Annotated in this window: 16 protein-coding genes; 12 read left to right on the top strand and 4 right to left on the bottom strand. The window is 67.8% G+C overall.

Going from position 1 to position 19,631, the window contains the following annotated elements; all coding sequences use genetic code 11:
- Positions 1-88: 88 nt before the first annotated feature.
- Positions 89-2,827: a DNA polymerase I gene (gene polA, locus PcP3B5_RS00400; RefSeq protein WP_061560299.1), complete on the bottom strand. Its 2,739-nt coding sequence runs from the start codon at positions 2,825-2,827 to the stop codon at positions 89-91.
- Between the two features lie 74 nt (positions 2,828-2,901).
- On the opposite strand from polA, the gene PcP3B5_RS00395 reads away from it, so the two are divergent.
- Both PcP3B5_RS00395 and PcP3B5_RS00390 read left to right on the top strand, forming a co-directional pair.
- Positions 2,902-3,192 carry a DUF2782 domain-containing protein gene (locus PcP3B5_RS00395; protein WP_009614560.1) on the top strand — a complete coding sequence of 97 codons (291 nt, stop codon included), beginning with the start codon at positions 2,902-2,904 and terminating at the stop codon, positions 3,190-3,192.
- Between the two features lie 34 nt (positions 3,193-3,226).
- Positions 3,227-4,177 (top strand): homoserine kinase, encoded by a 951-nt coding sequence (locus tag PcP3B5_RS00390; RefSeq protein ID WP_043270065.1) that lies wholly within the window; start codon positions 3,227-3,229, stop codon positions 4,175-4,177.
- Between the two features lie 718 nt (positions 4,178-4,895).
- Here the strand turns inward: PcP3B5_RS00390 and PcP3B5_RS00385 are convergent.
- From PcP3B5_RS00385 to PcP3B5_RS00375, 3 genes are all read right to left on the bottom strand, one after another.
- Positions 4,896-5,582 (bottom strand): TSCPD domain-containing protein, encoded by a 687-nt coding sequence (locus PcP3B5_RS00385; RefSeq protein ID WP_043270067.1) that lies wholly within the window; start codon positions 5,580-5,582, stop codon positions 4,896-4,898.
- Positions 5,583-5,599: 17 nt separating this feature from the next.
- Complete coding sequence (locus PcP3B5_RS00380) at positions 5,600-7,747, bottom strand: adenosylcobalamin-dependent ribonucleoside-diphosphate reductase (protein ID WP_009614554.1); 2,148 nt, start codon at positions 7,745-7,747, stop codon at positions 5,600-5,602.
- A 551-nt stretch (positions 7,748-8,298) separates the two neighbouring features.
- Positions 8,299-9,219, bottom strand: coding sequence for a zinc ABC transporter substrate-binding protein ZnuA (locus PcP3B5_RS00375; protein ID WP_043270070.1), 921 nt, complete (start codon positions 9,217-9,219; stop codon positions 8,299-8,301).
- A 71-nt stretch (positions 9,220-9,290) separates the two neighbouring features.
- On the opposite strand from PcP3B5_RS00375, the gene zur reads away from it, so the two are divergent.
- The 10 genes from zur to PcP3B5_RS00325 all read left to right on the top strand — a co-directional run bounded on the left by zur (position 9,291) and on the right by PcP3B5_RS00325 (position 19,521).
- On the top strand, positions 9,291-9,797 hold the full coding sequence (gene zur / locus PcP3B5_RS00370) for a zinc uptake transcriptional repressor Zur (RefSeq protein ID WP_009614552.1): 507 nt from the start codon (positions 9,291-9,293) through the stop codon (positions 9,795-9,797).
- On the top strand, positions 9,797-10,606 hold the full coding sequence (gene znuC, locus PcP3B5_RS00365) for a zinc ABC transporter ATP-binding protein ZnuC (protein WP_043270072.1): 810 nt from the start codon (positions 9,797-9,799) through the stop codon (positions 10,604-10,606). The genes zur and znuC overlap by 1 nt, the downstream gene beginning before the upstream one ends.
- Positions 10,599-11,387 carry a zinc ABC transporter permease subunit ZnuB gene (gene znuB, locus PcP3B5_RS00360; RefSeq protein ID WP_009614550.1) on the top strand — a complete coding sequence of 263 codons (789 nt, stop codon included), beginning with the start codon at positions 10,599-10,601 and terminating at the stop codon, positions 11,385-11,387. The genes znuC and znuB overlap by 8 nt, the downstream gene beginning before the upstream one ends.
- A gap of 37 nt (positions 11,388-11,424) precedes the next feature.
- Entirely contained in the window at positions 11,425-11,799 is a 375-nt protein-coding gene (locus tag PcP3B5_RS00355; RefSeq protein ID WP_061560298.1) for a hypothetical protein, read from the top strand.
- A 178-nt stretch (positions 11,800-11,977) separates the two neighbouring features.
- Complete coding sequence (locus tag PcP3B5_RS00350) at positions 11,978-12,988, top strand: methionine ABC transporter ATP-binding protein (protein ID WP_061560297.1); 1,011 nt, start codon at positions 11,978-11,980, stop codon at positions 12,986-12,988.
- Positions 12,985-13,650, top strand: coding sequence for a methionine ABC transporter permease (locus tag PcP3B5_RS00345; protein WP_061560296.1), 666 nt, complete (start codon positions 12,985-12,987; stop codon positions 13,648-13,650). Before PcP3B5_RS00350 ends, PcP3B5_RS00345 begins: the two co-directional genes overlap by 4 nt.
- A 46-nt stretch (positions 13,651-13,696) precedes the next feature.
- Positions 13,697-14,479 (top strand): MetQ/NlpA family ABC transporter substrate-binding protein, encoded by a 783-nt coding sequence (locus tag PcP3B5_RS00340; RefSeq protein WP_043312555.1) that lies wholly within the window; start codon positions 13,697-13,699, stop codon positions 14,477-14,479.
- A 619-nt stretch (positions 14,480-15,098) separates the two neighbouring features.
- Positions 15,099-17,180: a 3-hydroxyacyl-CoA dehydrogenase NAD-binding domain-containing protein gene (locus PcP3B5_RS00335; RefSeq protein ID WP_061560295.1), complete on the top strand. Its 2,082-nt coding sequence runs from the start codon at positions 15,099-15,101 to the stop codon at positions 17,178-17,180.
- Positions 17,181-17,189: 9 nt separating this feature from the next.
- Positions 17,190-18,380, top strand: a complete 1,191-nt coding sequence (locus tag PcP3B5_RS00330) for an acyl-CoA dehydrogenase family protein (RefSeq protein WP_061560294.1) — start codon at positions 17,190-17,192, stop codon at positions 18,378-18,380.
- A 10-nt stretch (positions 18,381-18,390) separates the two neighbouring features.
- Positions 18,391-19,521: an acyl-CoA dehydrogenase family protein gene (locus PcP3B5_RS00325; protein ID WP_061560293.1), complete on the top strand. Its 1,131-nt coding sequence runs from the start codon at positions 18,391-18,393 to the stop codon at positions 19,519-19,521.
- Positions 19,522-19,631 lie beyond the last annotated feature (110 nt).

The following is a 19,631-nucleotide window of genomic DNA, read 5'->3' as shown; positions in this document are numbered from 1 at the left end:
TGGTGGCTGAAAAAATTTTCCCGAGGCCCTTTTCAGGGTTTCCTGAGGCGCCCCGCAGAGCCCGTCACCCGGGCCCTGCGACCGTTCGTCAGTGGGCTTCGTCCCAGTTCGAACCGCTGCCGGTTTCGACGATGAGCGGTACCGCCAGCTGCGCCGCCTTGCCCATCAGGTCGCGCAGTTTCGCCGCCACCTCCTCGACCAGGTCCTCGCGCACTTCCAGCACCAGTTCGTCGTGTACCTGGAGGATGACCCGGGCGTCGATGCCGCTGGCCTGCAGCCAGTCGTCCACGGCGACCATGGCGAGCTTCATGATGTCCGCCGCGGTGCCCTGCATGGGCGCGTTGATCGCGGTGCGCTCGGCGGCCTTGCGCATGGCGGCGTTCTTCGAGCCGATTTCCGGCAGGTACAGGCGGCGGCCGTAGAGCGTCTCGACGTAGCCCTGCTCGGCGGCCTGGGCGCGGGTGCGCTCCATGTAGGCCAGCACCCCGGGGTAGCGGGCGAAGTAGCGGTCGATGTAGGCCTGGGCCTCCTTGCGCTCGACGCCGATCTGCTTGGCCAGGCCGAAGGCGCTCATGCCGTAGATCAGCCCGAAGTTGATGGCCTTGGCGCGGCGGCGCTGCTCGGGCGTGACCTCGTCCAGCGGCAGGCCGAAGACCTCGGCGGCGGTGGCGCGGTGCACGTCGCGGTCGTGGCGGAAGGCGTCCAGCAGGCCTTCGTCCTGGGCCAGGTGGGCCATGATCCGCAATTCGATCTGCGAATAGTCGGCCGACAGCAGCCGGCAGCCCGCGGGGGCGACGAAGGCCTGGCGGATGCGCCGGCCCTCGGCGGTGCGGATCGGGATGTTCTGCAGGTTCGGGTCGGTGGAGGAGAGCCGCCCGGTGGCCGCCACCGCCTGGTGGTAGCTGGTGTGGATGCGCCCGGTGCGCGGGTTGATCTGCTCCGGCAGCTTGTCGGTGTAGGTGCTCTTGAGCTTGCTCAGGGAGCGGTACTGCATGATCACCTTGGGCAGCTCGTAGTCCTGCTCGGCCAGGTCGGCCAGCACGTTCTCGGCGGTGGACGGCTGGCCGGTGGCGGTCTTGGCCAGCACCGGCAGGCCAAGCTTCTCGTAAAGAATGGCGCCGAGCTGCTTGGGCGAGCCGAGGTTGAACTCCTGGCCGGCCAGTTCGAAGGACTTGCGCTCCAGTTCGACCATTTTCTCTCCCAGTTCGCGGCTTTGCAGCCCCAGGAGGTTGGCGTCGACCAGCGCGCCGTTGCGCTCGATGCGCGCCAGCACCGGCACCAGCGGCATCTCGATGTCGGTCAGCACCTTGGCCAGCGACGGGATGGCCTGCAGCTTCTCCCACAGGGCCTGGTGCAGGCGCAGGGTCACGTCGGCGTCCTCGGCGGCGTAGGGGCCGGCCTGCTCCAGGGCGATCTGGTCGAAGGTCAGCTGCTTGGCGCCCTTGCCGGCGATGTCCTCGAAGCGGATGGTGCTGTGGCCCAGGTACTTCAGCGCCAGGCTGTCCATGTCGTGGCGGGTGGCGGTGGAGTTGAGCACGTAGGATTCGAGCATGGTGTCGTAGGCCACGCCGCGCACCTCGATGGGCGTGCTGGCGTTGGCCAGGACGTTGATGTCGTACTTGGCGTGCTGGCCGACCTTGGCCTTGTTCGGGTCTTCCAGCAGCGGCTTGAGGGCCTTGAGCACGGCGTCGCGGTCCAGCTGCTGGGGCACGCCCATGTAGCTGTGGGCCAGGGGCACGTAGGCGGCCTCGCCCGGCTCGACGGCGAAGGACACGCCCACCACCTGCGCCTGCTGGGCGTCGATGCTGGTGGTCTCGGTGTCGAAGACGATCAGCTCGGCGACTTGCAGCTTCTGCAGCCAGGCGTCGAAGGCGGCCTGCTCCAGAACGGTTTCGTAGCGCGAGTCCTGGGCCGGGGCGCTCTCGGCGGGGCTTTCGCCGGCGTCCTTGGCCTCGCGCAGCAGGTCGTCCAGCCAGTTCTTGAACTCCAGCTGGCGGTACAGCTCGATCAGCGCCTCGCGGTCCGGTTCGCCCGGGTGCAGGGCATCCAGCTCGATGTCCAGCGCCACGTCGGTCTTGATGGTGGCCAGCTGGTAGGACAGGTAGGCCTGCTCGCGGTTTTCCTCGAGCTTGGCCGGCAGGCCCTTGGCGCCGCGGATCGGCAGCTCGGGCACCTTGTTCAGGCTGGCGTAGAGCACGTCGAGGCCGCCGCCGACGCCGGTGAGCAGGCCCAGCGCGGTCTTCTCGCCGACCCCGGGCACGCCGGGGATGTTGTCGACCTTGTCGCCCATCAGCGCCAGGTAGTCGATGATCAGCTCAGGACCGACGCCGAATTTCTCCTTAACGCCATCCACGTCCAGCGAGCTACCGGTCATGGTGTTGACCAGCGTAATGTGCCCGTCGACCAATTGGGCCATGTCCTTGTCGCCGGTGGAGATCACCACCGGGCGCTGCGCCGCGGCGCTGCTGCGGGCCAGGGTGCCGATCACGTCGTCGGCCTCCACCCCTTCCACGCACAGCAGCGGCAGGCCCAGCGCGCGCACCGCCGCGTGCAGCGGCTCGATCTGCACCCGCAGCTCGTCCGGCATCGGCGGGCGGTGCGACTTGTATTCGGCGAACAGCTCGTCGCGGAAGGTCGGGCCCTTGGCGTCGAAGACCACCGCGAAGGGGCTGTCCGGGTACTGCTTGCGCAGGCTCTTGAGCATGTTCAGCACCCCCTTCACCGCGCCCGTGGGCATGCCGGTGGAGGTGGTCAGCGGCGGCAGGGCATGGAAGGCGCGGTACAGGTAGGAAGAGCCGTCCACGAGGACGAGGGGTGCTTGACTCATGAGTGGAATCAACCTTTTCCGGAGGCCAGGGGCTAGAATGACCCCAGCCGAATCGACAAAGGAACAAGGTTATCATGCGCAGTCGCAAACGCTGGTTGCTCGCCGCCCTGCTGGCCGTATCCCCCCTGGTCGCCATGGCGGTGGACGAGGAAGCGCCGACGCCCGAACCGGATGTGACCATCCGCCAGGAGGGCGACAAGACCATCCAGGAATACCGGGTCAACGGCTTCCTCTATGCCATCAAGGTCACGCCCAAGCATGGCAAGCCGTATTTCCTGGTGCGCCAGGACGGCAGCGATGGCAATTTCATCCGTTCCGACCAGCCGGACAAGCTGATCCCGCAGTGGCAGATCTTCAGCTGGTAAACCTTCAACCCCATGGCGCTCACGAGGCCTGAGCATGTCGGTATTCACCCCTCTTGAGCGTTCCACCCTGGAAAGCTTCCTCGCTCCCTACGGACTGGGGCGCCTGCATGAGTTCCGCGGCATCCCCGAGGGCTCGGAGAACAGCAACTTCTTCGTCAGCCTGGAGCGCGGCGAATTCGTCCTGACCCTGGTCGAGCGCGGCCCGGTGCAGGACCTGCCGTTCTTCGTCGAACTGCTCGACGTGCTCCACGAGGCCGACCTGCCGGTGCCCTACGCCCTGCGCACCGAATCCGGCGAGGCCCTGCGCCAGCTGGAGGGCAAGCCGGCGCTGCTGCAGCCGCGCCTGCCCGGCCGCCACGAGCGCCAGCCCAACGCCCACCATTGCGGCGAGGTCGGCGCCCTGCTGGCACGCCTGCACCTGGCCACCCGCGGGCGCATCATCGAACGCCCCAGCGACCGCGGCCTGAGCTGGATGCTGCACCAGGGCGAGAACCTCGCCTCGCACCTGGCCCCGGCCCCGCGCGAACTGCTGGAAAACGCCCTGGAGGAAATCGCCCGGCTACTCGCCGAACAACCCGAGCTGCCGCGCGCCAACCTGCACGCCGACCTGTTCCGCGACAACGTGCTGTTCGACGGCCCGCACCTGGCCGGGGTGATCGACTTCTACAACGCCTGCTCGGGCTGGATGCTCTACGACCTGGCGATCACCCTGAACGACTGGTGCTCCCACGAAGACGGCGAACTCGACGGCCCCCGCGCCCGCGCGCTGCTGGCCGCCTACGCCAGCCGCCGGCCGTTCACCGCCCTGGAGGCCGAGCTGTGGCCGGAAATGCTGCGCGTGGCCTGCGTGCGCTTCTGGCTGTCGCGCCTGATCGCCGCCGAGGCCTTCGCCGGGCAGGACGTGCTGATCCACGACCCGGGCGAGTTCGAACGGCGCCTGGCGAAGCGGCAGAAGGTGGACATTCATTTGCCGTTTGCGTTGTAGGGCCGCCGCCGGACGGTACGGTTTTTTGTAGGAGCGGATTTATCCGCGATTTCCGCCGGCAGGGCCGGCGTATGTACGCTATCGCGGACGGAGTCCGCTCCTACGTCCGTGCGTCCCAGGGGCCTCGATGCCCACCTGTAGGAGCGCGCCCTGCGCGCGATCGCGGGATGACGCCCCCACGGTTCTGCCGGATGGCACGGCTTTTCGTAGGAGCGAGCTTGCTCGCGAAGGGGGATCGTGCCGAGTCATGGCGATGGGTATCGCTTCGCTCAACCCATCCTACGGGGTGTTTCTCCTACAGGCCTACAGGTTGATGCCGAATTTCCCATCTGCGCCGGACAGCCCCCTCTCCCTTCAGGGCGGGGCGCGCAGCCGAGGGTTGGGGAGAGGGAGTTCTTCAGGTCAAGCTCCGAGGTTGCCGGCGAAGCTCCGTTCGCGAGCAAGCTCGCTCCTACAGGGGATGTGCCAGCGTGGCGCATGCGGGTGTGAAGATCTGAGTCGGAGTGGACATCCCTGTCGTTGCTCCTCTGCCCAAGTTCAACCCCAGCCCGGCCATCCTTGGCCGGTCGTTCGCCGGCGCGACGCATGCTCGTACGGAGTGAAGATCCGATCTTGAGCAGACATCCCTGTCGATACTCCTCCGCCCAAGTTCAACCCCGGCCTGACCATCCATGGTCAGTCGTTCGCCGGGCGAAGCATGCTTCGCAAAGACTCCGGCTCACCCACATTTCGAATACCCGCAATTCAGGCAGGTCGCGCAGCCGTCCATCTGCACCACCGCCATGGTGTTGCACTTGCCGCACAGCTGGGCGCCGGCGGGGAAGCCTTCGCCGGGTTCGGCCTTGTTGGTGCCCTGGGCCGCTTCGTAGGCCGCGCGCTTTTCCGCCAGGTACAGGCGCTGTTCCTCGTCGATCTGCGGGCCCTGCATCAGACCGATGGCTACCAGGTGGCGTTCCACCACCGCGCCTATCTCGGCGACGATGGAGGGCATGTAGATGCCGCCGCGCTTGAGATAGCCGCCGCGCGGATCGAACACCGCCTTCATTTCCTCCACCAGGAAGGTGCAGTCGCCGCCCTTGCGGAACACTGCCGACATGATGCGGGTGAGGGCGACTATCCACTGGAAGTGGTCCATGTTCTTCGAGTTGATGAAGATCTCGAAGGGCCGGCGCTGCTCGTAGGGCGTGTCGGGGTTGAGCACCATGTCGTTGATGGTCACGTAGAGCGCGTGCTCGAACAGCGGCGACTTGATCTTGTAAGTGGCGCCCACCAGGATCTCCGGGCGCTGCAGGGTTTCGTCCATCTTCACCACGGCCGCCGCCGCGGCAGCCTCGGCGCGGGCCTTTTCCTCGGCGACGTCGACCACTTCGAAGCTGCGGATCTTCTGGTTGATTTTCACTGGCATGGGATTCCTCCGCGGCTTCAGAACTTGCCGTAGTAGCCTTCTTTCAAGGCATCGAACAGGTTGGCGGCGGTGTGGGTCTCGCCGTCGTACTCCACTTCCTCGTTGCCCTTGAGTTCCACCGTGCTGCCGTCTTCCAGCTCGAAGCGGTAGAGGGTCTTCTCCAGGTCCGAGTCCTTGACCAGCACGCCCTGGAAGGCGGCCGGGTTGAAGCGGAAGGTGGTGCAGCCCTTCAGGCCCTGGCGCCAGGCGTAGAGGTAGATGTCCTTGAAGTCCTCGAAGGGGTAGTCGGTGGGCACGTTGGCGGTCTTGGAGATCGACGAGTCGATCCAGCGCTGCGCCGCCGCCTGGATGTCCACGTGCTGCTGCGGGGTGATGTCGTCGGCGGTGACGAAGTACTCCGGCAGGCGGTGCTTGCCGTCCTCGGCGTCGGGCACGGCCTTGGCGTCGACCTTGGCGCGGTAGGCCAGCAGTTCGTAGCTGAACACCGAGATCTTCTCCTTGGTCTTGCGCCCGGCGCGGATCAGGTTGCGCGAGTAGTGGTGGGCGAAGCTCGGCTCGATGCCGTTGGAGGCGTTGTTGGCCAGGCTCAGGCTGATGGTGCCGGTGGGCGCGATGGAGCTGTGGTGGGTGAAGCGCGCGCCGTGGCGGGCCAGGGCCTCGACCAGCTGCGGGGCGTGCTCGGCGATGCGCTGCATGTAGCGCGAATACTTGGCGTGGAGGACGCGGCCGGGCACCCGGTCGCCCACTTTCAGGCCGTCGGCGGCCATTTCCGGGCGCTTGCGCAGCATTTCCGCGGTCACTTCGTAGTCCTGCGCCAGCACCGGCGCCGGGCCTTTCTCCAGGGCCAGGTCTAGGGCCACTTCCCAGCCCACCAGGGCCATTTCGCGCGCCACTTCCTCGGTGAACACGCAGGCCTCGGGGCTGCCGTAGCGCAGCTTGAGCATGGTCAGCGTCGAGCCCAGGCCAAGGAAGCCCATGCCGTGGCGGCGCTTGCCGAGGATTTCCTCACGCTGCTGCGCCAGCGGCAGGCCGTTGACCTCCACCACGTTGTCGAGCATGCGGGTGAACACCCGCACCACCTCGCGGTAGCGCTCCCAGTCGAAGTGCGGCTCCTCGCCGAAGGGGTCGACGACGAAGCCGGTGAGGTTCACCGAGCCCAGCAGGCAGGAACCATAGGGCGGCAGCGGCTGCTCGCCGCAGGGGTTGGTGGCGCGGATGGCCTCGCACCACCAGTTGTTGTTCAGCTCGTTGACGCGGTCGATGAGGATGAAGCCCGGCTCGGCGTAGTCGTAGGTGGAGACCATGATCATGTCCCACAGGTGCCGCGCCTTCACGCGCCCGTAGACCTTGCAGGCGACGCGGCCGTCCTCGCCGACCAGGTATTCGTCGTGGATCGGCCAGTCGCGCCAGAGCACCTGGGCCGGGTCGTCCAGGTCGACCTCGTCGCGCTCCTTGTGGTGCACCGGGAACAGCAGCGGCCAGTCGGCGTCGGCCTGCACCGCCTGCATGAAGTCGTCGGTGATCAGCAGGCTGAGGTTGAACTGGCGCAGCCGGCCGTCCTCGCGCTTGGCGCGGATGAACTCGCGCACGTCCGGGTGGGCGACGTCGAAGGTGCCCATCTGCGCGCCGCGGCGGCCGCCGGCGGAGCTGACGGTGAAGCACATCTTGTCGAAGATATCCATGAACGACAGCGGCCCGCTGGTGTGCGCGCCGGCGCCGGACACGTAGGCGCCGCGCGGGCGCAGGGTGCTGAACTCGTAGCCGATGCCGCAGCCGGCCTTGAGCGTCAGGCCGGCCTCGTGGACCTTCTGCAGGATGTCGTCCATGGAGTCGTGGATGATCCCGGAGACGGTGCAGTTGATGGTCGAGGTGGCCGGCTTGTGCCCCTGGGCGCCGGCGTTGGAGATGATCCGCCCGGCCGGGATGGCGCCATGCCGCAGGGCCCAGAGGAAGCGCTCGTACCAGTGCTCGCGGGTCGCCGCGTCCGGCTCGACGTCCGCCAGGGCGCGGGCCACCCGCTGCCAGGTCTCGTCGACGCTGGCGTCGATGGGCGTGCCGTCCTTCTGCTTGAGCCGGTACTTGCTGTCCCAGATGTCCTGGGACGCCGGCTGCAGTTCGAGTGCCGCCTGGTCTGTGCCCTGCGGGCGAGCATCGGTCTTGGCCATCCGCTGAAGATCCTCCCGTTGGTGCGCGGCCGGCTTGGGGCAGACCGCAATATCTAGTTATCCAGTAAATACACGAAACTACATATTGTGTATTTAGTCCAGCCGGAGACTCTAGTACCCGGAAGAGGTATTTGCCTATGAGGCGATGGGACGCAGGGGGAAAGTGTAGGTGAGCGGGGGCGGGAGGGAGGGGGTTGGGGTGGGGGCAAGAGCCTAAGTGCCCAAGAGCGCAAGAGCGCCCTCTCCCTAACCCTCTCCCTGAAGGGAGAGGGGACCGTTGGGCAGAGTCGGAGATATAGGAGTTAGCCGGCAACGCCGAAATTTTCAGGCTGATGCCTGTTCTATTCTCGGCACGAACTAGCCCCCTCTCCCTTCAGGGAGAGGGCTGGGGAGAGGGAGCGGTACCCATCCCAGCACCATGGCCCCCCGGCAGGCACCATTCCCTCTCACCCCACCAAAGACCGTAGGATGGGTTGAGCTTGCGATACCCATCACCATGGCATGGCCCGATGGGTATCGCTTCGCTCAACCCATCCTACAAGAGCGCCGCCTCAGAGCTTCTCCAGGCACCCGGCGAACTCATCGGCCAGGTTGCCCAGCAGCCTCTCATAGCCATTGGCGTCGACCTTGACCGCCACGCCCAGATCATCCAGCTCGGCCAGCTGCACCGGCAGGCCGGCGCTGAGGGTATCGGCCAGGCGCGGGCGGAGCGGCGGTTCGCTGAAGATGCACGACGGGCCGGCCTTCTGCAGTTGCGCGCGCATCGCGGCGACGTGCTTCGCCCCCGGCTGCACGTCCGCGGACAGGGCGAAGACCCCGGCGTGGCGCAGGCCGTAGGCTTCCTCGAAGTAGTCGAAGGCTTCGTGGAAGACGAAGTAGGGCTTGCCGACCAGCGGCGCCAGGCGCTGCTTCAGGCGCGCGTCGAGCTGTTCCATGCGCTCGTCGAAGGCCTTGAGGTTGGCCTGGTAGCGCCCGGCGTTGAGCGGGTCGGCGATGGCCAGGTCCTCGGCCATGCGCGCGGCGATGGCCTGGGCGTTGGCCGGCAGCAGCCAGAGGTGCGCGTCCAGGGTGCCGGGGCGGTGATCGTGGTCGTGGTCCTCGTAGTCGGCGTGGCTCATGTTCTCGAAGTTGACGAACTTGCGCAGGTGCATGCCCGGCAGCTCCTGCACCGCCACGCTGGGGGCCTGGCGGGCCTGCAGCGGCTTGTCGAGGAACACTTCCATGTCCGGGCCCACCCAGTAGAACAGCTGGGCCTCGCGCAGGCGGCGCACGTCCGAGGGGCGCAGGGCGTAGCTGTGCGGCGAGGCGCCGGGCGGCAGCAGCACGTCGGGGCTGCCCTCGCCGTCCTGGACGGCGGCGGCGATCAGTTGCAGCGGCTTGATGCTGGTCAGCACCTTGACCTCGGCGCTGGCGCCAAGGCTCAGGAACAGGGTGCAACAGGCGAGGAGCAGGGCGGATGGGCGCAGGGACACGGCGGACTCACACGGGCAGGGAGGTAAAGGGTAATATAATAACGTCTCCGTACCCGAGCGTCGTCGCCGCAATGTACAAGTTGATGCCCAACACCCCGCTGGCCTGCCGCCCGCACGACCACGCCACCTGCGTGGCCGGCGCCCTGGCCGAGGCCGACGCGCTCTGCGCGCGCCAGGGCGTGCGCCTGACCGAGCTGCGCCGGCGCGTGCTGGAACTGGTCTGGCAGAGCCACAGGCCGCTGGGCGCCTACGACATCCTCGCCGTGCTCAGCGAGGAAGACGGCCGCCGCGCCGCGCCGCCCACCGTCTACCGGGCGCTGGACTTCCTCCTGGAAAACGGCCTGGTGCACCGCATCGCCTCGCTCAACGCCTTCGTCGGCTGCAACAACCCCGAGCACGCCCACGAGGGCCAGTTCCTCATCTGCCGCGCCTGCCACACCGCCATCGAGCTGGAACAGCCGGCCATCAGCCAGGCCATAGTCGCCGGCGCCGAGGGCGTCGGCTTCAGCGTCGAGACGCAGACCGTCGAAGTGGTCGGCCTCTGCGCCGCCTGCGCGCCCAAGCAGCGGGAGGCCTGATGAGCCAGCCCCTGGTCCGCCTCGAAGGGGTGGGCGTGCGCTATGCCGGGCAGGCGGTGCTGCAGAACGTCAGCCTGAGCATCGGCGCCGGCGAGATCGTCACCTTGATCGGCCCCAACGGCGCCGGCAAGACCACCCTGGTGCGCAGCGTGCTCGGCCTGCTCAGGCCCGACAGCGGCACGGTGTGGCGCCAGCCGAAGCTGACCATCGGCTACATGCCGCAGAAGCTCCACGTCGACCCGACCCTGCCGCTCTCGGTGCTGCGCTTCCTGCGCCTGGTGCCCGGCGTGGGCCGCGAGCAGGCCCTGGCCGCGCTCAAGGAAGTGGGCGCCGCGCAGGTGCTGGACAGCCCGCTGCAGACCGTCTCCGGCGGCGAACTGCAGCGCGTGCTGCTGGCCCGCGCGCTGCTGCGCAAGCCGCAGCTGCTGGTGCTCGACGAGCCCGTGCAGGGCGTCGACGTCGCCGGCCAGGCCGAGCTGTACCGCCTGATCACCCGCCTGCGCGACCGCCTGGGCTGCGGCGTGCTGATGGTCTCCCACGACCTGCACCTGGTGATGAGCACCACCGACCAGGTGGTCTGCCTGAACCGCCACGTGTGCTGCCACGGGCACCCCGAGCAGGTCAGCGGCGACCCGGCCTTCGTCGAGCTGTTCGGCCAGGACGCCCGCAGCCTGGCGGTCTACCACCACCACCACGACCATGCCCACGACCTGCACGGCGAAGTGGTGCCGCAGGGCGGCGCCGGCCTGGCTATCCACGGCAAACTGACCCCGGTACACAAGCACGGCCCCGACTGCAACCATGGCTGATTTCCTTCTCTACGCGCTGCTGGCCGGGCTGTCCCTGGCGCTGGTCGCCGGCCCCCTGGGCTCCTTCGTGGTCTGGCGGCGCATGGCCTATTTCGGCGACACCCTGTCCCATGCCGCGCTGCTCGGCGTGGCCCTGGGCTTCCTGCTGGACGTCAGCCCGACCCTCGCGGTGACCGTCGGCTGCGTACTGCTGGCCGTGCTGCTGGTGACCCTGCAGCAGCGCCAGCCGCTGGCCGCCGACACCCTGCTGGGCATCCTCGCCCACAGCACGCTGTCCCTGGGCCTGGTGACCCTGAGCTTCATGAAGGAAGTGCGGGTGGACCTGATGGCCTACCTGTTCGGCGACCTGCTGGCGGTGAGCCAGACCGACCTCATGTGGATAGTCGCCGGCAGCGCCCTGGTGCTGGGGCTGATCTGCTGGCTGTGGCGGCCGCTGCTGGCGATCACCGTGCACGAGGAACTGGCGCGGGTCGAGGGCCTGCCGGTGACCGCCATCCGCCTGGCGCTGATGCTGCTGATCGCCATCGTCATCGCCGTGGCCATGAAGATCGTCGGCGTGCTGCTGATCACCTCGCTGCTGATCATTCCCGCCGCCGCCGCCCAGCGCCACGCCCGCAGCCCCGAGCAGATGGCCTTCGGCGCCACCCTGGTGGGCCTGGTGGCGGTGTGCGCCGGGCTTGCGCTGTCGTGGTTCAAGGACACCCCGGCCGGGCCGTCCATCGTGGTCAGTGCCGCAGCGCTGTTCCTGCTGAGTTTTGTCCTGCCGCGGCGGACGGTGTAGAATTTGTCGATTTTTTGATCAATCGAGAATGACTGGCATGAAGTTCCTTGCCCTCCGTCTGCTTTCCGTCCTCTCCCTCGCCCTGCTGCTGGGCGCGTGCCAGAGCCTGTCCGGCCAGGCGCCGGCCGGCTCCGGCTTCGAGGCCCGCCTGGCCGCCGGCCAGCTGGAAGCCGCGCAACTGCAGCTGGGCCAGGAGCACGAGGATGCCGCGCAGCTGGCCGAACGCCGCCAGCGCCTGGCCGACGCCTACCTGCAACGCAGCCGCGAGGCCCTGCAGGCCGGCGACGTCAACGGCGCCAGCAACGCCCTGGCCCGCGCCCGCTCGCTGATGCCGCGCGCCCCGGCGCTGGCCGCCGATGTCAAGGACATCGGCCAGCCCAAGGCCGCCGCCCCGGTCAAGTGCGAGCCCTGAAAGCCGCGTCCGCCCGTCTTATTCCGTTTCGCCCGGCCCTTATCCGAACAAGGATTAATCGGCTATAGGAAAGCAGGGTAAAATGCGCGGTTTTTGCCGAGCGCCTACGCTCGTTTGCCAGGACACCCCGGCAGAGCGCGCCATTCCCACACTTCGCCGTACCCACAAGGTTCGCCACGTGATCGAATTCCACGACGTCCACAAGACCTACCGCGTCGCCGGCCGCGACATCCCGGCCCTGCAGCCGACGCGCCTGAGCATCGGCGCCGGCCAGGTGTTCGGCCTGATCGGCCACTCCGGCGCCGGCAAGAGCACCCTGCTGCGCCTGATCAACCGCCTGGAAGAACCCAGCGGCGGGCGCATCGTCATCGACGGCGAGGACGTCACCGCCCTCGACGCCGACGGCCTGCGGCGCTTCCGCCAGCGCGTCGGGATGATCTTCCAGCACTTCAACCTGCTGGCTTCCAAGACCGTGGCCGAGAACATCGCCATGCCGATGAGGCTGGCCGGCAGTTTCAGCGCCGCGCAGATCGCCGCGCGGGTGGACGAACTGCTCGAGCGCGTGGGCCTGCAGGACCACGCCCGCAAGTACCCGGCGCAGCTTTCCGGCGGCCAGAAGCAGCGCGTCGGCATCGCCCGCGCCCTGGCCTGCGGGCCCAAGCTGCTGCTCTGCGACGAGGCCACCAGCGCGCTGGACCCGCAGACCACCGGCCAGGTCCTGCAGCTGCTGGCGGAGATCAACCGCGAGCTGAAGCTGACCATCGTCCTCATCACCCACGAGATGGACGTGATCCGCCGCGTCTGCGACCGCGTGGCGGTGATGGACGCCGGCAGCATCGTCGAGCAGGGCGAGGTGGCCGACGTCTTCCTCCACCCGCAGCACGAAACCACCCGGCGCTTCGTCTTCGAGGCCGAGCGCGTCGACGAGGACGAGCAGCACGACGACTTCGCCCACGTGCCCGGGCGCATCCTGCGCCTGACCTTCCGCGGCGAGGCCACCTACGCCCCGCTGCTGGGCACGGTGGCGCGGCAGACCGGGGTGGACTACAGCATCCTCGCCGGGCGCATCGACCGCATCAAGGACCAGCCCTACGGCCAGCTGACCCTGGCCCTGGTGGGCGGTGACATGGAGGCGGCCATGGCCCAGCTGAATGCGGCCGAGGTGCATGTAGAGGTGCTGCGCGCATGAACGACTTCTTTATAAATATCGACTGGTCGGAAATCCTCCAGGCCAGCATCGACACCTTCTGGATGCTCGGCGGCTCGCTGCTGTTCACCGTCATCCTCGGCCTGCCGCTGGGCGTGCTGCTGTTCCTCACCGGGCCCAAGCAGCTGTTCCAGAACCGCGCGGTCTACGCTCTGCTTTCCTTCGTGGTCAACGTGCTGCGCTCGCTGCCGTTCATCATCCTGCTGATCGTGATGATCCCCTTCACCGTGCTGATCACCGGCACCTCGCTGGGCGTCGCCGGGGCCATCCCGCCGCTGGTGGTGGGCGCCACGCCGTTCTTCGCGCGCCTGGTGGAAACCGCCCTGCGCGAGGTGGACAAGGGCATCATCGAGGCCACCCAGGCGATGGGCGCCAGCACCCGCCAGATCATCTGCAACGCCCTGCTGCCGGAGGCCCGCCCGGGCATCATCGCCGCCATCACCGTCACCGCCATCACCCTGGTGTCCTACACCGCGATGGCCGGCGTGGTCGGCGCCGGCGGCCTCGGCGACCTGGCCATCCGCTTCGGCTACCAGCGCTTCCAGACCGACGTCATGGTGGTCACCGTGATCATGCTGCTGGTGCTGGTACAGGTTCTGCAGACCGTCGGCGACAAGCTGGTGGTCCACTTCTCCCGCAAATAACCACAAGGCCCCGCGGGCCACAGGAAAATCCCAAAAGGAGCGCTCCATGAAGAAACTGCTTGCCGCCTTCGCCGCCACCGCGGCGCTGTCGATCACCGGCGCCAACGCGGCCGAAACCCTCAGCGTGGCCGCCACCCCGGTGCCACACGCGGAAATCCTCAACTTCGTCAAACCCATCCTGGCCAAGGAAGGGGTGGAGCTGAAGGTCAAGGAATTCACCGACTACGTGCAGCCCAACACCCAGGTCGCCGAGAAGCGCCTGGACGCCAACTTCTTCCAGCACCAGCCGTACCTGGACGAGTTCAACAAGTCCAAGGGCACCAGCCTGGTGGCCGTCACCGGCGTGCACATCGAGCCGCTGGGCGCCTACTCCAGCAAGTACAAGAAGCTCGACGAACTGCCCTCCGGCGCCACCGTGGTGATCCCCAACGACGCCACCAACGGCGGCCGCGCCCTGCTGCTGCTGGCCAAGACCGGCCTGATCAAGCTCAAGGACGAGAAGAGCATCACCGCCACCCCGAAGGACATCACCGACAACCCGAAGAACATCAAGGTGCGTGAACTGGAAGCCGCGACCCTGCCGCGCGTGCTGGGCCAGGTCGACCTGGCGCTGATCAACACCAACTACGCCCTGGAAGCCAAGCTGAACCCGACCAAGGACGCCCTGGCCATCGAGGGTTCCGACTCGCCCTACGTGAACATCCTGGTAGCCCGCCCGGACAACAAGGACAGCGACGCCATGCAGAAACTGGCCGCAGCCCTGCACAGCCCCGAGGTGAAGCAGTTCATCCTGGAGAAGTACAAGGGTGCCGTGGTTCCGGCGTTCTGATAGCCGACCGCACCTTTGAAGAAGCCGCGCCCCGCAAGGCGCGGCTTTTTTCTTGGCGGCTGTAAACAAGCTGCAACGGCCGGGGGGCTATAACGGCATTTCCACGACTTCTTTCGCTTACAGACCGCTTTTCCAGATTCAGGCAGGGGAGAGCGGTCTTTTTTTGTCTGCGTTTCGCGCCGACGCCCCAACGTCCTGCGCTTTGCGCTCTCCGAAATTATTTGAGCGAGCTTGCTCGCGAACGGATTTCCGGCCGGGCCTATGGTGTTTGTCCGAAGAGCGCCCTCTCCCCAGCCCTCTCCCTGAAGGGAGAGGGGGCAGTCTGTGCCGAGAGAAGTGATGGTTTCAGCCGGAAACCGCTGGCGCTGCCGGCTAACTCAGGAATGCCCAAGCACACCGAACGGTCCCCTCTCCCTTCAGGGAGAGGGTTAGGGAGAGGGGGCGGAGTCAAGCCACGACACCGAAGCAGCCGGGAGGCACCGTTCGCGAGCAAGAGCTAGGCGCCCCCCTCGCTCCTACGAAAAGCACAACGCCCCTCGACAACCCTAAATGATCTTCGTATTCTGCACAGCGAAACATAATTCCGTTAAAAACCACAATTACAACGGAGACGCTGAGCATGTCCGAGGTAGTGCAGGTCGAACGTCACGGCGACGTGGCCCTGATCAAGGTCGACAATCCCCCGGTCAACGCCCTGGGCCTGGCGGTGCGCGCCGGGTTGCTGCGGGCCTTCCGCGAGGCCGAGGCGGATGCCGCGGTGCGCGCGGTGGTGCTGGTGTGCGCCGGGCGCACCTTCATGGCCGGGGCGGATATCAAGGAATTCGGCAAGCCGCCGCAGGCGCCCTCGCTGCCCGAGGTGGTGGAAGCCATCGAGGCCTCGACCAAGCCCAGCGTGGCGGTCATCCACGGCACCGCCCTGGGCGGCGGGCTGGAAGTGGCGCTGGCCTGCCATTACCGCATCGCCCGGGCCGACGCCCAGGTCGGCCTGCCGGAAGTGAAGATCGGCCTGCTCCCCGGCGCCGGCGGCACCCAGCGCCTGCCGCGCCTGGTCGGCGTGGAACGGGCGCTGGAGATGATCGTCTCCGGCAACCCGGTGAAAGCCCCGCAGGCCCTGGAATACGGCATCCTCGATGAACTCGTCGACGGCGACCTGACCGAAGCCGGCCTGGCCTATGCCCGCCGCCTGCTGGACGAAGGCCGCGGCCCGCGCCGCAGCGGCGAGCGCCAGGTGCAAGGCGACGCCGCGCTGATCGCCGCCAAGCACGCCGAGGTGCAGAAGCGCATGCCCGGCCTGTTCTCCCCGCTGCGCTGCGTGGCCGCGGTGGAAGCCGCCAGCCGCCTGCCCCTGGCCGAGGGCCTGAAGCGCGAGCGCGAACTGTTCCAGGAATGCCTGGAGTCGCCGCAGCGCGCCGCCCTCATCCACGCCTTCTTCGCCGAGCGCGAAGCGGCGAAGATCGCCGGCCTGACCGCCGACACCCCGGTGCGCGAAGTGCGCACGGCCGCGGTGATCGGCGGCGGCACCATGGGCGTGGGCATCGCCCTGTGCTTCGCCAACGTCGGCATCCCGGTGAAGCTGCTGGAAGTCGACGGCGCCGCCCTCGACCGCGCCCTGCAACGCGCCCGCGCCACCTACCAGGCCAGCGTCGAGCGCGGCAGCCTTTCCAGCGACGCGATGGAAAAACGCCTGGGCCTGATCCAGGGCGTGCTCGACTACGCCGCGCTGGCCGACGTGGACCTGGCGATCGAAGCCGTGTTCGAGAGCCTGGAGGTCAAGCGCCAGGTCTTCGAGCGCCTGGACGCGGTGTGCAAGCCCGGCGCCATCCTCGCCAGCAACACCTCGTCGCTGGACCTCGACGCCATCGCCGCCTTCACCAAACGCCCGCAGGACGTGGTCGGCCTGCACTTCTTCAGCCCGGCCAACGTCATGCGCCTGCTGGAAGTGGTGCGCGGCCGCGAGACTTCCGCCGAAGTGCTGGCCAGCGCCATGCAGCTGGGCAAGCGCCTGAAGAAGGTCGCGGTGGCGGTGGGCGTGTGCGACGGCTTCGTCGGCAACCGCATGATCTTCCAGTACGGCCGCCAGGCCGAGTTCCTCCTGGAAGAGGGCGCAAGCCCGGCCCAGGTGGACGCCGCCCTGCGCGACTTCGGCATGGCCATGGGCCCGCTGGCGGTGCGTGACCTCTCCGGGCTGGACATCAGCCACGCCATCCGCGAGCGCCAGCGCCCCGGCCTCGAGCCCGGGCAGACGCTGCCCACGGTGCTCGACCACCTGTACGCCGCCGGCATGCTCGGGCAGAAGACCGGCGCCGGCTTCTACCTCTACCCGCAAGGCTCGCGCACCCCGCAGGACAACCCGGCGCTGCCGGCCATGCTGGAGCAGGCCGCCGCCGCGCGCGGCATCACTCGCCAGCCGGTGAGCGCCGAACACATCGTCGAGCGCTGCCTCTTCGCCCTGGTCAACGAGGCCGCGCGCATCCTCGACGAGGGCATCGCCCAGCGCGCCAGCGACGTCGACCTGATCTTCCTCAACGGCTACGGCTTCCCCGCCTGGCGCGGCGGCCCGCTGTTCCACGCCGACCGCCTGGGCCTGGACCACGTACTGCAACGCATCCGCGAATTCCACCAGCGCTTCGGCGCCTGGTGGGAGCCGGCGCCGCTGCTCGAACGCCTGGTGGCCGAAGGCCGCCGTTTCGCCGATCTCTAAGGAACCGCCATGGACATCCACTTCACCCCCGACGAACTGGCCTTCCGCGATGAAGTCCGCGCTTTCCTGCGCGACAAGCTGCCGGCCGACATCGCCAGCAAGGTGCGCCTGGGCAAGCACCTGAACAAACAGGACCACCAGCGCTGGCAACGCGCCCTCAGCGAGCAGGGCTGGTACGCCAGCCACTGGCCGGTGGAATTCGGCGGCACCGGCTGGAACGCCGTGCAGAAGCACATCTTCGAAGAGGAATGCGCCGCCTTCGGCGCGCCGCGCACCATCCCCTTCGGCGTGAACATGGTCGCCCCGGTGATCATCAAGTTCGGCACGCCCGAGCAGCAGGCCCACTACCTGCCGCGCATTCTCGACGGCACCGACTGGTGGTGCCAGGGCTACTCCGAGCCGGGCGCCGGCTCCGACCTGGCGTCGCTGAAAACCCGCGCGGTGCGCGAGGGCGACCATTACGTGGTGAACGGCCAGAAGACCTGGACGACACTGGGCCAGCACGCCGACTGGATATTCTGCCTGGTGCGCACCGACCCGGAGGCCCAGCAGCAGCGCGGCATCAGCTTCCTGCTGATCGACATGAAGAGCCCTGGCATCACCGTGCGGCCGATCATCACCCTGGACGGCGAGCACGAGGTCAACGAAGTCTTCTTCGACAACGTGAAGGTGCCGGTGCAGAACCTGGTCGGCCGCGAGAACGAAGGCTGGACCTGCGCCAAGTACCTGCTCACCTACGAGCGCACCGGCCTGGCCGGCATAGGCGCGTCCAAGGCGGTGCTGGCGCACCTCAAGCGCGTGGCCAGCCGCGAGCTGTGCGACGGCAGGCCGATGCTGGAAGACCCGCTGTTCCGCGCCCAGGTGGCCGAGGTGGAGATGCAGCTGATGGCCATCGAGATGAGCACCCTGCGCATCCTCGCCGCCGCCCGCGAAGGCGGCGTGCCGGGGGCGGAAAGCTCGATCCTCAAGGTCAAGGGCACCGAGATCCGCCAGGCCATCAGCCATCTGCTGCGCAAGGTCATCGGCCCCTACGCGCTGCCCTTCCTCGAAGAAGAATTCGAGCTGGGCGCCGAGCCGCTGCACGCCGACTACGCCAGCGCGCCGGCCAGCCAGTACTTCAACCTGCGCAAGCTGTCGATCTTCGGCGGCTCCAACGAAATCCAGAAGAACATCGTCTCGAAGATGATTCTCGAGCTGTGAGGGCGTGAGCATGGACTTCAAACTCAGCGAAGAGCAGCAGATGCTGCAGGACACCGCGGCGCGCCTGGTGCGCGACGAATACGCCTTCGACAGGCGCGAGGGCTTCGGCAACAGCGAGCTGGGCTACAGCGCCGGCTTCTGGCGCCAGTTGGGCGAGCTGGGTCTGACCTCGGTATCGCTACCGGAAGCCTACGGCGGCTTCGGCGGCGGCGTGGACAGCATGCTGGTGCTCACCGAACTGGGCCGCGGCCTGTGCCTGGAGCCCTACCTGCAATCGGTGGTGCACGCCGGCGGGCTGCTCGCCCAACTGGGCAGCGAAGCGCAGAAGGAAAGCTGGCTGCCGCGCATCGCCAGCGCCGAGGCGCAGTTGGCGGTGGCCCTGGAAGAGCCGCAGAGCCATTACCAGTTGCACGACGTGCAGACCCGCGCGGAGAAGGCCGGCGACGGCTGGAAGCTCAGCGGCCGCAAGGCGGTGGTGATCGGCGGGCAGAGCGCCACGGCGATCCTGGTTTCGGCGCGGGTATCCGGTAATGCGCGAGACGAGGCGGGCATCGGCCTGTTCCTGGTCGATCCGCAACAGCCCGGCGTGCAGCGCCGCACCTACCCGACCATCGACGGGCAGAAGGCTTGCGAGCTGTTCCTCGACGGCGCCCTCGGCGAGGCCGTCGGCGTTCCCGGTGAAGCATTGCCGGCGCTGCGCTACCAGCAGGGCCGCGCCATCGCCGCGCAGTGCGCCGAAGCCCTGGGGAGCATGCAGGAGGCCTGCGCCTTGACCCTCGACTACCTGAAGACGCGCAAGCAGTTCGGCGTGCCCATCGGCAAGTTCCAAGTGCTGCAGCACCGCATGGTGGACATGCGCAGCGAGCTGGAGCAGGCCACGTCCATGGCCATCCTCGCCGCCTGTGTGGCGGACCAGCCGGACAGCACCGAGCGCAGCCGCACCCTGGCGGCGGCGAAATTCATCGTCACCCGCGCCGGGCGCTACATCGCCGAGCAGGCGATCCAGCTGCACGGCGGCATCGGCATGACCTGGGAATACGTGCTGGCGCACCACGCCAAGCGGCTGGTGATGCTCGGTCACCAGTTGGGCGATGACGACCATCACCTGAAGGCTTATGCAGGGTTGATGGAGGTGGCGTAGGGCAGGCCTGCGGCCCCCTCACCCTAACCCTCTCCCGGAGGGAGAGGGGACCGTTCGGTGTGTGCGGGGAGGTTGGAGTCAGTCGGAAACCCAGGCGTTTCCGGCTGAAC

Origin of the sequence: Pseudomonas citronellolis (genome assembly GCF_001586155.1) — a bacterium.
In the GTDB taxonomy this organism is placed as follows: domain Bacteria; phylum Pseudomonadota; class Gammaproteobacteria; order Pseudomonadales; family Pseudomonadaceae; genus Pseudomonas; species Pseudomonas citronellolis.
Note: the sequence above shows the minus strand (reverse complement) of the source record. Positions and strands in the feature narration are given on the sequence as shown.